The 15,762-nt window shown below is 72.1% G+C and carries 12 protein-coding genes and 1 rRNA gene; 3 read left to right on the forward strand and 10 right to left on the reverse strand.

All coding sequences use genetic code 11. The annotated features are described in order from the left end of the window. From ABD298_RS17045 to ABD298_RS17060, 4 genes are all read right to left on the reverse strand, one after another. A 16S ribosomal RNA gene (locus ABD298_RS17045) occupies positions 1–64 on the reverse strand; the annotation flags it as partial. A gap of 468 nt (positions 65–532) precedes the next feature. Continuing rightward, on the reverse strand, positions 533–1,843 hold the full coding sequence (gene tyrS, locus ABD298_RS17050; protein ID WP_344301007.1) for a tyrosine--tRNA ligase: 1,311 nt from the start codon (positions 1,841–1,843) through the stop codon (positions 533–535). Between the two features lie 51 nt (positions 1,844–1,894). Next, positions 1,895–4,141 carry a HelD family protein gene (locus ABD298_RS17055; protein WP_344301008.1) on the reverse strand — a complete coding sequence of 749 codons (2,247 nt, stop codon included), beginning with the start codon at positions 4,139–4,141 and terminating at the stop codon, positions 1,895–1,897. An 85-nt stretch (positions 4,142–4,226) separates the two neighbouring features. Then, positions 4,227–4,745 carry an adenine phosphoribosyltransferase gene (locus ABD298_RS17060; RefSeq protein WP_344301075.1) on the reverse strand — a complete coding sequence of 173 codons (519 nt, stop codon included), beginning with the start codon at positions 4,743–4,745 and terminating at the stop codon, positions 4,227–4,229. Positions 4,746–4,901: 156 nt separating this feature from the next. Between ABD298_RS17060 and ABD298_RS17065 the strand changes: the two genes are divergently transcribed. Continuing rightward, positions 4,902–5,528: a GNAT family N-acetyltransferase gene (locus ABD298_RS17065; RefSeq protein WP_344301009.1), complete on the forward strand. Its 627-nt coding sequence runs from the start codon at positions 4,902–4,904 to the stop codon at positions 5,526–5,528. Positions 5,529–5,564: 36 nt separating this feature from the next. Here ABD298_RS17065 and ABD298_RS17070 read toward each other — a convergent pair whose 3' ends face one another. Further along, positions 5,565–6,200 carry a DNA-3-methyladenine glycosylase gene (locus ABD298_RS17070; protein WP_344301011.1) on the reverse strand — a complete coding sequence of 212 codons (636 nt, stop codon included), beginning with the start codon at positions 6,198–6,200 and terminating at the stop codon, positions 5,565–5,567. Between the two features lie 3 nt (positions 6,201–6,203). Beyond that, positions 6,204–6,965: a maleylpyruvate isomerase family mycothiol-dependent enzyme gene (locus ABD298_RS17075; RefSeq protein WP_344301012.1), complete on the reverse strand. Its 762-nt coding sequence runs from the start codon at positions 6,963–6,965 to the stop codon at positions 6,204–6,206. Positions 6,966–7,088: 123 nt separating this feature from the next. On the opposite strand from ABD298_RS17075, the gene ABD298_RS17080 reads away from it, so the two are divergent. After that, complete coding sequence (locus ABD298_RS17080) at positions 7,089–9,794, forward strand: PEP/pyruvate-binding domain-containing protein (protein WP_425564479.1); 2,706 nt, start codon at positions 7,089–7,091, stop codon at positions 9,792–9,794. Here ABD298_RS17080 and ABD298_RS17085 read toward each other — a convergent pair. The 3 genes from ABD298_RS17085 to ABD298_RS17095 are packed head-to-tail and all read right to left on the reverse strand — an operon-like array spanning position 9,791 to position 13,270. Continuing rightward, positions 9,791–10,579 carry a PIG-L deacetylase family protein gene (locus ABD298_RS17085; protein WP_344301014.1) on the reverse strand — a complete coding sequence of 263 codons (789 nt, stop codon included), beginning with the start codon at positions 10,577–10,579 and terminating at the stop codon, positions 9,791–9,793. The genes ABD298_RS17080 and ABD298_RS17085 overlap by 4 nt on opposite strands. Before the next feature lie 39 nt (positions 10,580–10,618). Continuing rightward, a complete protein-coding gene (argH, locus tag ABD298_RS17090; RefSeq protein ID WP_425564476.1) occupies positions 10,619–12,058 on the reverse strand; it encodes an argininosuccinate lyase in 1,440 nt (479 codons plus the stop codon). 6 nt (positions 12,059–12,064) lie between these two features. Continuing rightward, positions 12,065–13,270: an argininosuccinate synthase gene (locus ABD298_RS17095; RefSeq protein ID WP_208712266.1), complete on the reverse strand. Its 1,206-nt coding sequence runs from the start codon at positions 13,268–13,270 to the stop codon at positions 12,065–12,067. Positions 13,271–13,450: 180 nt separating this feature from the next. Between ABD298_RS17095 and ABD298_RS17100 the strand changes: the two genes are divergently transcribed. Continuing rightward, a complete protein-coding gene (locus ABD298_RS17100) occupies positions 13,451–14,827 on the forward strand; it encodes a M20/M25/M40 family metallo-hydrolase (RefSeq protein ID WP_344301016.1) in 1,377 nt (458 codons plus the stop codon). A gap of 20 nt (positions 14,828–14,847) precedes the next feature. On the opposite strand, the gene ABD298_RS17105 is transcribed toward ABD298_RS17100, so the two are convergent. Then, on the reverse strand, positions 14,848–15,744 hold the full coding sequence (locus tag ABD298_RS17105; protein ID WP_344301017.1) for an RNA polymerase sigma-70 factor: 897 nt from the start codon (positions 15,742–15,744) through the stop codon (positions 14,848–14,850). Positions 15,745–15,762: the final 18 nt, after the last annotated feature.

Below are 15,762 nucleotides of genomic sequence, written 5' to 3' on the forward strand. Positions count from 1 at the left end.
CGACTTGCATGTGTTAAGCACGCCGCCAGCGTTCATCCTGAGCCAGGATCAAACTCTCCGTCAAAAACAGAAGAACCAGCCGGCAAGGCGGGAAAACACCCAAACCGGCCAGCACAATCCAAAACTGGCATAAAAACCCGGCCACGCACACGGGGGTGCACGCAACCAGGCAATCAACACCATCAAAAAAATGGCATCAACGAACTTGGCACACTATTGAGTTCTCAAACAACAGGCCCCCCGGGTAACGCGCTCAGCCGTTCCGGCCTTGCGCCTCCCCGAAGCACGATCCATAACTCTACCGGTTTTCATCCGCGGAATCAAATCCGCGTCTTCTTCGAAAACCTGATCCGGGGCGCTGCAGGAAGGCCGGAATTCCGGCAGTCCGAGCATTTCCCGGTTGAGTTCTGGGGTTTTTCGCCTCCGCTCTGCGTTGGCGACTCGGAATACATTACCCCCCGGCTGCTGCCCTCGCAAGTCGGGCGTACCGCCCGGGCGTGTCGGCTGGCGGCGCGGCCCGCCAGCGCGACCGTCAGTCCTCGAGGACAGCCGTGGCCAGGTGCTTCTTTCCCCGGCGGACGAGGAAGTACCTGCCATGCAGGGCGTCCTCGGCGGGGATCACGGCCTCCGGATCGGTGACCTTGGTGTTGTTCACGTACGCTCCGCCTTCGCCGACGGTGCGCCGCGCCGCGGACTTGCTCTCGGCCAAGCCCGTGGCGACCAGGAGCTCGACGATCCCGAGCTGCTCGGGCGTCACGGCCGCCGTCGAGAGCTCGGCTGTCGCGGCGGAGAGCGTGCCCTCGTCGAGGACACCCAGGTCGCCGTTGCCGAACAGCGCGGCCGAGGCCGCGATGACCTTCTCGGTGGCCCCGACGCCGTGGACCAGCGAGGTGACTTCGTAGGCGAGCCGGCGCTGGGCCTCCCGGGCGAACGGGCGCTCCGCGACCGACGCCGCGAGCTCCTCGATCTGCGCACGCGTGAGGAAGGTGAACACCTTGAGCCGGTCCACGACATCGGCGTCCTGCGTGTTGAGCCAGAACTGGTAGAAGGTGTACGGCGAGCACATCGCCGGGTCGAGCCAGATGGCATTGCCCTCGCTCTTGCCGAACTTCGTCCCGTCCGAATTCGTGATGAGGGGCGTGCCCAAGGCGTGCACGGTCTTGCCCTCGACCTTGCGGATGAGCTCCGTCCCGCTCGTCAGGTTGCCCCACTGGTCTGAGCCGCCGGTTTCCAGGAGGCAGTCGTACTGGCGGAACAGCTCCAGGTAGTCCATGCCCTGGAGGATCTGGTAGCTGAACTCGGTGTAGGAGATGCCCTCGTCCGAGGAGAGCCTCGATGCCACCGCGTCCTTGCGCAGCATCGTCCCGACACGGAAGTGCTTGCCAACCTCACGCAGGAAGTCGATCGCCGAGAGCGGCGCCGTCCAGTCGAGGTTGTTGACGATCCGTGCCGCGTTGTCCCCCTCGAAGGAGAGGAAGCGGCTCACCTGCGCCTTGAGGTAGCCCACCCACTCCGCCACGGTGTCCTTGGTGTTGAGGGTGCGCTCGGCCGTGGGGCGCGGGTCGCCGATGAGCCCGGTGGAGCCTCCCACGAGGCCCAGCGGCTTGTGGCCTGCGAGCTGCAGCCTGCGCAGCACGAGCAGCTGCACGAGGTTGCCCAAGTGGAGGCTCGGAGCGGTGGGATCGAAGCCGCAGTAGTACGTGATCGGCTCACCGGCGAGGAGCTTCTCGAGCTCGGCCTCATCTGTGGAGACGTGGACGAGTCCCCTCCACTTGAGCTCCTGCCAGATGTTCGGGAAGCTCGGATCGTTCTTCTGGGAGTCGAGAATTGCTGTCTGCGGCACGGCTTCTACGGTATCAGCGCCCGTGGTCGCCCAGCGCATCCCTGCCCTGCTTCAGCGGCCCTGCTCGATGCCGGCGGGGATGGGTCCCTCGGCGATGAGCCGGAGGCGCTGGGTGGGCCGCGTCATGGCGACGTACAGGTCGCCGACCTTGCCGTGCTCGTGGTCCAGCAGCGCCGCGGGCTCGAGCACCACGACGACGTCGAACTCGAGGCCCTTCGCCTCCCGTGGGTCGATCACCACGATGTCCTGCTCGAAGCTGCCCGCGCCGCTGCCGACGCGGGCCCCGTAGGCGCCGCGCAGCGCCTCCCGCGCGGTGCCGGCGAGGCTCCCCTCCGCGATCACGGCGACCAGACCGCCGTCGGCCGCCTCGATTTCCTCCGGCAGGACGGCGAGGAGACGTTCGACGACGCCTCCCGGGCCCACGCGGTCGACGATCGGCTCCCAGCGGCCCTCCCGCACGGCCTTGGGCGCGGAGACGACGAGGCCGGCCGCGGCCGCCATCCGGGCGGCGGCCTCCGCGATCTGGGCCGGCGTGCGGTAGTTGACGGTGAGCTCCTCGAGCGTCCAGCGGTCGCCGAAGAACGGCGTGAGTGCCCGACTCCAGGAGGACGCGCCGGCAGCCGACGACGTCTGGGCGATGTCGCCCACGATGGTGAAGGACTTGAGCGGGCAGCGGCGCACGAGCAGGCGCCACTGCATGTAGGAGAGCTCCTGCGCCTCGTCCACGATGATGTGGCCGTAGGCCCAGGTGCGGTCTCCCACAGCGCGCTCAGCCGCCGTCATCCGCGCTTCGGGGCCCTGCTGGTAGTCAGCGAGGTCCTCCGCGTCGATCACTCCGTTCAGCCCGACCTCGCGGAGCGCGGCGTCCACGTTCTTCAGGGCCTGCTGCGCGTTCTCGAGGTCGCGGCGGCGCTCGGCCTCGCGCCGGGCCGCCTCGTGGCCCGTGGTCGCGTCGAGCTCCCCGAGGAGCTCTGCCGCCTCGTCCAGAAGGGGGACGTCGGCCTCGGTCCACGGCGAGTCCGCGGGCCGCCGTAGGAGGTCGCGCTCCTCCTCCGTGAGGGCCGAGCCGACCGCGTCGAGGATGCTGCGCCTGCTGAAGAGCTCCGAGACCAGCTGCTCCGGCGTCATGGGCATCCAGCACAGGTTGACGGCGACGCGCACGTCGCGGGACTGCCGGACGTCCTCGGCCAGGTAGGAGCGGTCCGCGGTGTTGCCCGCGTTGCTCGCCTCGACCTTGGACTGCAGCTGCTCCGTGAGCTCACGCAGAAGGATCTTGACGAAGGTGTTGCGGGCCTCGTTGTACGGCTTGCCCGTGGCCCGGGCCTTGTCCCGGGCCCGGCGCACCTGCCGCGGGGTGAGGAGGAGCTTGTAGCCCTCGACCTCGAGGATCCTGTCCCCCGCCGGCACACGCTGGCGGTTCGCGACCGCGGCCGCGACGAGGTCGACCATGCGCTTGCTGCCCTTGAGCGCGGCGACACGGGCATCCGCCTCGGGGACGGCCGTGATTCCCGGCATGAGCCTGCCGACGCTGGACATCACGACGCCGGTCTCGCCGAGCGACGGAAGCACCCTCTCGATGTACTTCATGAACGACGACGATGGGCCGACGAGGAGCACACCCGCGCTCTTGAGGCGCTCCCGGTGGGAGTAGAGGAGGTATGCGGCACGGTGGAGCGCGACCGCCGTCTTGCCGGTACCCGGACCGCCCTGCACCACCAGGGCCCCGGGCATGGGAGCGCGGATGATCCGGTCCTGCTCGGCCTGGATGGTGCTCACGATGTCGGCCATGCGGCCGGTGCGCTTGGAGTTCAGGGCCGCCAGGAGCGCGCCCTCGCCCTGGTGGCTGGTCGAGCCGTCGAGCATCTCGGCATCGAGCACGTCGTCCTCGATCGCCTTGACCTCCCGCCCCTGGAGGATGAGATGACGGCGGCGGCGGACGCCCTGCCGGTCGAAGGCCGTGGCCTGGTAGAAGTGGCTGGCCTCAGGGGCGCGCCAGTCGACCATGAGCCTGCGAAGGTCGTCGGTGCTCAGGCCGATGCGGCCGATGTACTGCTGCTCGCCGCCGTCGAAGTCCAGCCGGCCAAACACGAGCCGGTTCTCGACAGCGTCGAGCTGGGCGAGGCGGTCCTCGTACATCGCGGCGAACGCGTCACGCTCGGAAACATTCTGCATCGACCCGATTGCCCCGGCCTTGCGGACGGCGTCGAGCTGACCCCTCTTCTCCTCGCGCAGCTCGTCGAGCCGCGCGTAGAGGCCCCGGACGTATTCCCGTTCGTGGGACAGGTCGGCGTCGAGCATCTGTGCGTTCCCCTCATACTGAAAAGCTGGACCGTCCATTCTACAGCGATTTGGGTGAACGACGGCGAAACCTGCCCTCCAGCGGTCAGTCGACCCGCTGGAGCGAGTGCACCGGGCGGCCTGCGAGCGCGGCGCGGCCGCCGAGGGCCGGCAGTTCGAGGACGACGCCGATGCCGACCACGTGCGCCCCGCACCGCTCGACGAGCCGTGCGGCAGCCCCCACCGTGCCGCCTGTCGCGAGCACGTCGTCGAGGATCAGGACGCGGGCGCCGGGGGCGAGGTCGGTCGTGTGGATCTCGAGGGTCGCGGCCCCGTACTCGAGCGCGTACTCCTCGGCGTAGGTCTCCCGGGGCAGCTTGCCGGCCTTGCGGATCGTGAGCACTCCGGTGCCCGTCGCGTAGGCCGCCGCCGCGGCGAGGAGGAAGCCTCTGGCCTCGATGCCCGCGATGAGGTCGAAGTGGCCGACGAAGGGCTCGACGATGGCGTCGACAACGGCTCTCAGACCCTCCGCATCCGCGAACACCGGGGTGAGGTCCTTGAACGAGACCCCCGGCGCGGGATAGTCGGCGACCGTGGCGCACAGGCGGTCGAGAATGTCCTCCACAGGGTGCTCCGCGAAGGCAGCGGGGCGGGCCTCGTCGTCACTCTGCGGCGTGATGCCGGGGTGGGGTTCAGTCACGCCTCCACGTTACCCAAAGTTCATATCCACATCCGCCGCCGCGGCGTACCGGACGGGTTTCCCGGGTGCTTCAATGTCGGCATGCATCACGCGCTCACGCTCGCCGGGCACGGCGTCCGGCTGGTGCCGCTTGCGCCCCTGCACGCGGAGCACCTCTTCCGCCACGTCGACGTCCCGATGTGGTCCGGGATGGCCGCGCGCCGGCCCCAGTGCGTCGAGGACCTGGCAGAGATCTTCTCCTCGCGGCTCGAGGACCCCTCGGCTCTGCCCTTCGCCGCCTGCGATCCCGGCACCGGGGCCGTGGCGGGGACGACCGGGCTCTACGATCTCGACGTGCGGCTGGGCCGTGCCGAGGTGGGCGGGACGTTCTTCGCCCGAGAGCACTGGGGCTCCGGCATGAATCCGGCGACGAAGCTGCTCCTGCTGGGCCATGCCTTCGACGATCTAGGCCTGAGCCGGGTCGCCTTCCGGGTGGACACGCGCAACGGGCGCAGCGTGAACGCCCTGCTCAAGCTCGGAGCGGTGCACGAAGGAACCCTGCGCGCATATCGGCCAGGGCACGACGGCGCGAGGGTGGACACGGCGGTGTTCTCGGTCCTCGGAGCCGAGTGGCCGCTCGTTCGCGCCAGACTCCTGGCCCGGCTCGAGCGCCGGGACCTCACGGGCGCGGACCGTGTGGGCGCGACGGCTCCAGTCGACGCGGCCTAGCCGTCAGACGGCCGGGGTATCAGACGGCCGTGGGTGTCAGGCTTGGGGCCGTGGGCGGGGCTTCGCCGGGCGGTAGGCGGAGACACTGGGCTCGCCGGGGAGCCAGAACCGCCAGGGGTAGTCCGCCGACCCTCCGGGGCCGGCAACCCCGACCCGCGGACCGGAGAGCACCCCGGCACCACGGTGGGATGGCGGCTCGAGCCGGAACCGCCCGCCGTCGAGCGCGGCGCCGTTGTCCCCTCGGCCGATCGCGAGGGCCTGGGCGAGCCGGGCCGGGCCGCGGGCCAGATCCGCATCGCGCTTGGCGGCCGGACGTCGGGAGCGGGCGAGGTCGATGCCCTCGACGACCTCGCCGGCCCGCAGGAGGCAGCCGGAGGAGCTGCCGGCAGGGCCGCACACGACGTTCGCGCAGAAGTGCATCCCATACGTGAAGTAGACGTAGAGGTGCCCGGGCGGTCCCCACATGACCTCGTTGCGGGGCGTGCGCCCGTTGTAGGAGTGCGAGCCCGGGTCGGGATGCTCGGAGTCACGGTGCCCGCGGTACGCCTCGACCTCGGTGAGCCGGACGGAGACGGCGCCTTCCGGAGACGTGTGGGTCAGCACGGCGCCGAGAAGGTCCGGGGCCACGAGCACGGGGTCCCGGAGCAGCCACGCGGCCAGATCGTCGGGCATGCCCTACTTCGCCGACGACGCGGCCGGCCACGGGCCGATCTGCGGCAGCGGCACGGCCTCGCCCGCGTGCTCCGCGCGCACCGAGGCATGGTCGACCGGCCGGCCGGCGAGCCACGCGAGGATGTCCGCCAGACGCCCGTGGACGTCCACGGTGTCCGGGCCCGAGCCGATGAGCAGGTCCGGACGGCCCTGGGGATGCAGCGCGAAGGACATGCCCTCGGGCACGCGCGCGGCGAGGAAGCCGAGGAGATGGCCGCAGAACGCCTCGTCCCAGCCCTGCTGGCTCGCACCGGTGCCGAGATCGGTGCGATGGATGACGAGCTCGCGCCAGAGGGCGAGGCCGCCGTCCCGGACCACACCGTTGCGGTACGTGATGGGCCGGTCCCACCCCTCGGGGCCGAGGCCGCGGAACGCCTCGAGGGCGCGGTCCAGCGCGGCGCCCGTCCGCTCGCGGTGCTCCTCGGCACTCGACGCCGCGCCCGCTTCGATCTCCTTGGTGCGCCCCTCCTGGCCGCCGTCGTACAGCTCGATGAGCTCGCCCCGCTCCGCGTACTCGAGCTGGCGGGCCATCCCGCGGCACACCCCAGCCACGTGCGCGAGGACGTGCCCGCGGGTCCAGCCGGGCAGCAGGGAGTCCTCTGAGACCGAGGTGTCCGTGAGGTGCGCGAGCTCGGTGCGGATGCCCTCGGCGGCGCTCTCGATGCCTGCGAGGAGGCGCTCGTCGTCGAGGCCGGCCGGCGAGGTGGGGGCAGCAGCGGTATCCATGGGGCCAGCGTACCGCCGGCCCACGACACGCGAGCGAGCCGGGTCTATCCTGAGGCCGTGCTCGGCAGCGGCGCATCGCCCGCGCTGCCCGTGGTCCTGCCACTGGAGGCTCTGCGGGCGACCATGGCCGCCGAGGCTGGCGGGAAGGCCGCCAACCTCGGCGAGATGCTGTCCGCGGGCTTCGACGTCCCGGCCGGGTTCTGCGTCCTGGCCGCCGCCTACCGGGAAGCGCTCGGGGCGGCCGGCCAGAGCCTCGCCGAAGAGGTCGACGCGGCGGACGACGACGAGCGGCGACGCGCGCTCTCCGCCCGCCTGCGCCGCCTGCTCGCCACCGCGGACCTGTCCCCCACCACCGCTGCCGCGGTCCTGGAGGCCTACGCGGCCCTCGTGCCCGCCAGCGCCCCGTCCGCCGGTGCCCCGTCGCCGGGCAGCCGGGGTGTCCCGGTCGCCGTCCGCTCCTCGGCCACGACCGAGGACCTGCCCGGAGCCAGCTTCGCGGGCCAGCAGGAGACGTTCCTCAACGTGGTCGGCGGCGACGCCGTGCTCGACGCCGTCCGCCGCTGCTGGGCCTCGCTGTGGACAGACCGCGCCGTCGCCTACCGCCGCCGCGCGGGATTCCGGGGAGCGGAGGCGGCGCTGGCCGTCGTCGTCCAGCCGCTCGTGGACGCGGCCGTGGCCGGCGTCCTGTTCACGGCCGACCCGGTGGCAGGGACTCGGACGAGGATGGCCATCGACGCGAGCCCGGGACTCGGCGAGGCGGTGGTCTCCGGGGCGGTGGACCCCGACCACTTCGTGGCGGACGCGGCCACTGGCAGGATCATCGAGAGCCGGGTGGGCGCGAAGGCGCTGGCCGTCAGGCCCACCCCGGGCGGCGGCACCGAGCGGCTCGTGCTCGCCGGCGCAGATCCGCGGCTGTGCCTGGGCGCGCACGACGTCGAGACGCTCGTCACGCTGGGGCGTCGCCTCGAGGAGCACTTCGGCGGACCTCAGGACGCGGAATGGGCAATCTCAGCGGACGCAAAGGTCTGGCTCACCCAGACCCGTCCCATCACGACCCTGCATCCCATCCCGACGCGCACGGACCAGACGAGCGGGACGCGGGCGTGGTTCTGCTTCTCCCTCGCCCAGGGCCTCACGCGGCCGCTCACGCCGATGGGCCATGCGTGCATCCGCCTGCTGGCCTCCTCGGTAGCCCGGCAGGCGGGATTCCGCGCCACCGACCGTGAGGACGGCCCGGCCGTGGTCGCCGAGGCCGGTGGCCGGCTCTTCGTCGATGTGACGGCCGTGCTGCGCAGCCGCGCGGGCCGGCAGCTCGCACCCCGCGTGCTGGACGTCATGGAGACCCGCTCCGCCGCAGTGCTGCGGAGCCTCGCGTCCGATCCGCGCTTCCCGCTCGCCGCCCGCTCCCCCCTTGGGCTCGTACGCCGGATAGGGCCGATGGCTCTGAGGAACCGGGTGCCCGAGACACTGCTCGGCGCCGTCCTCCGTCCTGACTCCGGCCGAGCCGCTGTCCGGCGCTTCGGCGCCGGCCTCGAGGCGCGCCTGCACGTCCCGACGCCCGCGGAGCCCGCCGCGCGCCTGGCCCGCGCGCAGGAGCTCATGGCTCGCGAGGCCTTCCCCATCGTGCCGGCGACCCTGCCGGTTGCGGCCGCCGGGTTCGTGAGCCTCGGGCTCGCCGCGGCACTGCTGCGGGGCATCGCCCGGCCGGGCGAGGTCCAGGAGGTCCTGCGCGGCCTCCCGGGCAATGCCACGACGCTCATGGACGAGGAGCTCCGCGTGCTCGCCGAGCGCGTCCGCCGCGAGGCTCCCGACGCCGCCCGGGACCTTGCCGGGCGCATCGGAGAGGACCTCGCCGGACGGCTCGCCGCGGGCACGCTCCCGGAGGTTCTCGCGGACGGCATCGCCGGGTTCCTCCGGCGGTACGGGCAGCGGGCCGCGGCCGAGATCGACGTCGGTGTCCCGCGCTGGCGGGAGGACCCCGCACCCGTGCTGTCGATGGTCGCCGCACTGCTCCGGCGTGACCCGGGTACCGGCGCCCTCGCCGCTGCGGCCCGCGCCGGCCAGGACGCCGCGAGCACGCTGTCCGCCCGCGCGAAGGACCGCAGCCGGCTCCGCGGAGCCGCGGCCGAAGCGTTCCTGAAGCGGGCGCGGGCCCTCGCCGGCCTGCGGGAGGAGCCGAAGTTCCTCCTTGTCCGCGTCTTCGACGCAGTCCGCACGGAGCTGCTGGCCGTCGGACGGCACCTCGCCGACACGGGCGTCCTCCCCGACCGGGACGCCATCTTCTTCCTCACGTTCGCAGAAGCCCGCTCGGCGCTCGCACTCGCGCAGCCCTCCCGTACCGCCGGCGGGGCGGCGGACGACGGCGTGCGGCGGCTGCGCGCCGTCGTCGCCCGCCGCCGGGCCGACTACGCGCGCGAGATGCGCCGCCGCCATGTGCCGCGGGTCCTGCTCTCGGACGGGACGGAACCCGAGGCGGCGCTCGGAGCGGGGACGGCGGGAGTGCCGCAGGAACCGGGAATCCTGAGGGGCGTTCCCGCGTCCGCCGGTACGGTCGCCGCGGCGGCGCGCGTGGTCCTCGATCCGGGGAACGCGTCGCTGCTGCCCGGGGAGGTGCTCGTCGCGCCGTCGACCGATCCGGGGTGGACGCCGCTCTTCCTGACAGCAGGAGCGCTCGTCATGGAGATGGGCGGGTCGAACTCGCACGGGGCCGTCGTGGCGCGGGAGTACGGCATCCCGGCTGTCGTGGGGGTGCCGGGCGCCACCGAGCGGATCGCCACCGGGGACCGGATCGAGGTGGACGGCGGCGCCGGGACCGTGCGGCTGCCCTAGAGCCCTTCGAAGATGTCCCTCAGCATGGGCATCCCGCGCTCGCGAGGGGGCCACGCCTGGACGAAGTACTCCCGCGCGGCGATCGAGTGCCACGCATCGAGGCCCGCCGGCGGGGCCATGAGGGAGAGCTGCTGGCTGCGGTGCTCCACGACCCCGGCGACAACGCGCCCGGCGACGGTGCGGGTGTCGACCCGCATGTCGATGAGGTCGTCCGGGACGCCGCGGAAGTGGTAGACCTCCTTCGGGTCCCACGGGGGAAGGCCGAGCCGCAGCCGGGCCCGGTTCATCGTGAGCCACGAGGAGTGCTTCACGGCCCAGTGCAGGAGCCTGCGGAAGCCGGGGCCGCCGTCCGAGGCAAGTCCCAGGAACGCGGCGTCGGCGGCCTGGCCGACCGCGATGTGGTCAGGGTGTCCCGTGATGCCGTCCGGCCCGAAGGTGTAGACCACATCGGGGCGCTCCTCGGCCATGATCGCCCGGATCCGCAGGGCCAGATCGGACGGATCTGCGTCGGCGACGCGCCCGTCGTCGTACTCGAGCCACTCGTGGCGGTCCGGCTCGCGCCCGTGGGCGAGCCAGGCGCGGCGGTCCTCCTCCCGGCGGACCGAGCCGAGGGTCGACGGCGTCGCGTCCACTCCGGGAGCGATCTGGCCCGCGGCGCCGTCGGTCGCGTGGACCAGCACGAAGCGGAACGCCGGCTCGTCGCCGTGGAGGGCGATCGAGCCGGCGATCCCGTACGCGTCGTCGTCGGGATGGGCCACGACGACCATGAGCGTGCGCGACTGCACGCAATGATGATGCGCCCGGCGGATGCCCGCCGGGAAGGGTCAGCCCGCGAAGGCGCGCGCGTCGGCGAGCTGGGCCTTGAGCGCCGTGAGCTGGCGTGCGACGGCGGACGGCGCGGTGCCGCCCTGCGCGCTCCGGCTCGCGAGCGAGCCCTCGGTCGAGAGCACCGTGCGGACCTCCGGGGTGAGGGCGGGACTGATCGCCGCGTACTCCTCGTCCGTCAGGTCCCAGAGCTCGACGCCGCGCGACTCGGCCTGCTTCACGGCGGCGCCGGAGAGCTCGTGCGCCTCCCGGAACGGCACGCCCTGACGGACGAGCCACTCGGCGATGTCGGTCGCGAGGGCGAAGCCCTGCGGGGCGAGCGAGGCCATGCGCTCGGTGTTGAAGACGAGCGTGGCGACCATGCCCGAGACCGCCGGAAGCAGGAGCTCGAGGGTGTCCGCCGCATCGAAGACCGGCTCCTTGTCCTCCTGCAGGTCCCGGTTGTAGGCGAGCGGAAGCCCCTTGAGTGTCGCGAGCAGGCCGGTGAGGTCGCCGATGAGGCGCCCCGCCTTGCCGCGCGCGAGCTCGGCCACGTCCGGGTTCTTCTTCTGCGGCATGATGCTCGACCCCGTGGAGTAGGCGTCGTCGAGCGTGACGAAGGAGAACTCCTTCGTGGCCCAGAGGATGACCTCCTCGGAGATCCGCGAGAGGTCCACCCCGATCATCGCCGCGACCCACGCGAACTCGGCGAAGACGTCCCGCGAGGCGGTGCCGTCGATCGAGTTGTGCACTGCGGAGTCGAAGCCGAGGTCCGCGGCGACGGCCTCGGGGTCGAGTCCGAGCGAGGAGCCCGCGAGCGCGCCGGATCCGTACGGCGAGACCGCGGCGCGCCTGTCCCAGTCCTGCAGTCGCTGGACGTCGCGGAGCAGCGCCCAGGCGTGGGCGAGGAGGTGGTGGCTGAGCAGGACGGGCTGGGCGTGCTGGAGGTGGGTCCGGCCCGGCATCGCCGCCTCCGGGTGCGCCTCCGCCTGGGCCACGAGCGCGTCGACGGTGGCGAGGACGCCGCGGGCGACGATCCGGGCGTGGTCGCGCAGGAACATGCGCCCGAGCGTCGCGATCTGGTCGTTGCGGGAGCGCCCGGCGCGGAGCTTGCCGCCCAGGTGGGTGCCCGCACGCTCGATGAGGCCGCGCTCGAGTGAGCCGTGCACGTCCTCGTCGGACTCGGCGGCGGTGTAAGCGCCTGAGGTGACGTCCGCATCGAGCCGGTCCAGGGCGTCGAGCATCCCGGCGAGCTCGGCGTCGTCGAGCAGGCCGGCCCGGTGCAGGACCCGCGCGTGGGCGCGGGAGCCCGCGATGTCGTAGCGGGCCAGGCGCCAGTCGAAGTGCGTCGACTTGCTCAGCGCGGCGAGCGCGTCCGCCGGTCCCCCAGCGAAGCGCCCGCCCCAGAGGGCGCCCTCATTGGTGGCGGGTTTCGACTCCGCCGCTTCGCTCCGCTCCACCACTGTCTACTCGCCCGCGACGCGCTGGTCGCGGCTCGAGGCCACCTTCGAGGACATGCCCCAGATGTCGATGAAGCCCTTCGCGTTGGACTGGTCGAACGTGTCGCCCGTGTCGTAGGTGGCGAGGTTGAAGTCGTACAGCGACGTGTCCGAGCGGCGTCCGTTGACCACGGCGGTGCCGCCGTGGAGGACCATGCGGATGTCGCCGGAGACGTACTGCTGGGAGTCCTCGATGAAGGTGTCGAGGGCGCGCTTGAGCGGGGAGAACCACTGGCCGTCGTAGACGAGCTCGCTCCAGCGGCGGTCCACGCCGGCCTTGAAGCGGGCGTGCTCGCGCTCGATCGTGATGTCCTCGAGGTGCTTGTGCGCCGTGATGAGCGCCATCGCGCCGGGGGCCTCGTAGATCTCGCGGCTCTTGATGCCGACGAGGCGGTCCTCGACGACGTCGATGCGGCCCACGCCCTGGGCGCCGGCGCGGCGGTTGAGCTCCTGGATGATCTGCAGCGGGGACATCGCGACGCCGTCGAGCGCGGTGGGCGTGCCCTTCACGAAGGTGATCGTGACCTCGTCCGGGGCCGGCGGGAACTCCGGCGTCTGGGTGTAGTCGTAGATGTCCTTGGTCGGGGCGTTCCAGATGTCCTCGAGGTAGCCCGTCTCGACGGCGCGGCCCCAGACGTTCTGGTCGATCGAGTAGGGGTTCTTCTTGGTCGTGATGATCGGGAGGTGCTTCTCCTCCGCGTACGCGATGGCCTTGTCGCGGGTCAGGGCAAGGTCGCGGACCGGGGCGATGCACTTCAGGTCCGGGCCGAGGGTCTGGATGCCGACCTCGAAGCGGACCTGGTCGTTGCCCTTGCCGGTGCAGCCGTGCGCGACGGTGGACGCGCCGAACTCGCGGGCGGCCTTGACCAGGTGCTTGACGATGACCGGGCGGGAGATCGCGGAGACCAGCGGGTAGTGGCCCTGGTACAGGCCGTTGGCCTTCAGGGTCGGCATGCAGTACTCGTCCGCGAACTCATCTCGCGCGTCGGCGACGTAGGCCTCGACGGCGCCGCAGCCCAGAGCCCGCTGGCGGATCGTCTCCATGTTCTCGCCGCCCTGCCCGACGTCGACGGCGACGGCGACGACCTCGGCGCCCGTCGCGTCGGCGATCCAGCCGATCGCGACGGAGGTGTCCAGACCGCCCGAGTAGGCGAGGACGATGCGATCCTTCACGGTGTTCTCCTTAGGCACAGGTTCCCTGGAAGCAGGGCAAGCACGAATTGTTATGCATCAGTCTACATAGATATGCATGGCGCGCAATCCGCAGGGGAGACGGCACTCAGGCATTCTCCGCCGCGCGGCGCCGGGCGTACAGTGCTTGGCTCGGCCGAGCCCCTCTGGGAGGGTGGGCGCATGATGCCTTTCACGGCTGCACTGCGCGCCGAGACGGAAGCAGGCTTCGACGACGCCATCGCGAACCTCGGACAGCTGGTGGCCATCCCGGGCTCGGCGTGGGCCGCGCTCGACCCGGCCCCGCTCGAGCGCAGCGCGCAGCTCGTGGCGGAGCTGTTCGAGGGGGCTGGCTTCCGGGAAGTCGGCATCGTTCGCGAAGCCCGCCCCGACGGCGCCCCCGGCGCCCCGTCGGTCCTCGCCAGCAGGCCAGCCGCGCCCGGGCGCCCGACCGTGCTCCTCTACGCGCACCACGACGTCCAGCCGGCCGGCGATCCCCACGCCTGGCACACCCCTCCCTTCGAGGCGACCCGACGGGACGGACGGCTGTTCGGCCGCGGCGTCGCCGACAACAAGGGCGGGGTGGTCCTCCATCTGGCCGCGTACCGTGCCTTCGCCCGGGCGGCGGGGGCGGAGAACGGGCTCGGCGTCGTCGTGTTCATCGACGGAGAGGAGGAGATCGGCTCGCCGTCGCTGCCGCAGCTGCTGCGCAACCGCGGGGACCTCCTGCGCGCCGACGTCGTGGTGGTCGCCGACTCCGGCAACTGGCGCGTGGGGGTGCCCGCGCTGACCACGAGCCTCCGGGGCATCGCGACAGCGGTCATCGAGGTCCGCGTGCTCGACCACGCCCTCCATTCCGGCACGTTCGGCGGCCCCGTCCTCGACGCGCTCGCGGTCACGTCCCAGCTGGTCGCGAGCCTGTACGGACCCGACGGCAGCGTCGCCGTCGCCGGGCTGGGCGGGTGGGACTCGAGCCAGGTGGACCTGAGCGAGGACGATTACCGGGCGGACGCGGGCGTCCTCCCGGGCGTGCGGCTGGCCGGCTCCGGAAGCATCGCCTCCCGACTCTGGACGAAGCCGGCGCTGTCCGTGGTCGGCATCGACGCCCCGGGCGTGGACGTCTCCTCCGACGCCATCGTGCCTGCCGCCCGGGCGAAGATCAGCCTGCGGCTTGCCCCCGGGGACGAACCGCTGCGGGCGCTGGAGGCCGTGCGGGCCCATCTGGAGGCCCACACGCCCCTGGGCGCGCACGTCTCGCTCGTGCCCGGGAGCGCGACCAAGTCCTTCGCCGGCGACGGCGAATCGCCGGCCGCCCGCACCATGCGCCGTGCCATGGAGGAGGCGTGGGGCGTGGCCCCGGTGCTCATGGGCGTGGGCGGCTCGATCCCCGCCGCGGCCGAGCTCGCGGCGTCGTTCCCTCACGCGCAGGTGCTCATCAACGGGGCCGAGGACCCCGATTCGCGCGCCCACGGCGCCGACGAGTCCATTGACCTGGCCGACTACCGCCGCGCCATCTTCGCCGAGGCGCTGCTCCTGGCGTCATTGGAGCAGGGCGCGTGAATCGGGGCGGCGGGGAGGCGTCACCGACGGGTGAGCACGGTGTTCGAGGCGAGTCGGGTCAGCTTCTCCGGATTGCGCACGTAGTAGAGGCCCGTGGCCAGCCCCTCCTCGACGCGGACCATGAGGACGCCGTCGAGCTCGCCGCTGATGCGGAACTCGAGCGCCGGCGTCCCGTTGACCGAGGCGAGCTCGCACGTGATGCGCCCTGGGGTCTTGGCCGAGATGCCGGCGAGGAACCGGACGGCCTTCTCGGCCCCGACGATCGGCCGGAGCGCAGCCTGCTTGAGGCCTCCGCCGTCGCTGACAAGGACGACGTCGGGGGCGAGGACGCCGAGCAGGCCCTGGAGGTCGCCGGTATCGACCGCGTGCTGGAACGAGGCGAGCGTCGTGGCGACCTGGCGCGGCGACACGGTCTCCCGCGGCCGGCGCGCCTCGACGTGCTGGCGCGCGCGGGACGCAATCTGCCGGACGGCGGCCGGGCTCTTGTCGACGGCGGCCGCGATGTCGTCGTAGCCGACCTCGAAGACCTCGCGCAGGACGAAGACGGCGCGCTCAGTCGGCGAGAGCGTCTCGAGCACGAGCAGGAGGGCCATCGAGACGCTTTCGGCGAGCTCGACGTCGTCGGCCACATCCGGCGAGGTGAGCAGCGGCTCGGGGAGCCAGGGGCCGATGTAGGCCTCCCTGCGGCGCGCCATGGTCCGCAGCCGGTTGAGCGCCTGCCTCGTCACGATCCTGACCAGGTACGCGCGCTCGTCCCGGATCTGGTCGGGATCGACGGCGACCCAGCGGAGCCATGACTCCTGCAGGACATCCTCGGCGTCGGCCGCCGAGCCGAGCATCTCGTAGGCCACCGTGAACAGCAGGTTCCGCTGGTCGACGAAGGCCTGAGTGGCACGCTCGGTGCGGTGGTCGGTCATGGATCGTCCTCCTTCCCA

Origin of the sequence: Sinomonas flava, from assembly GCF_039531875.1 — a bacterium.
Taxonomy (GTDB): domain Bacteria; phylum Actinomycetota; class Actinomycetes; order Actinomycetales; family Micrococcaceae; genus Sinomonas; species Sinomonas flava.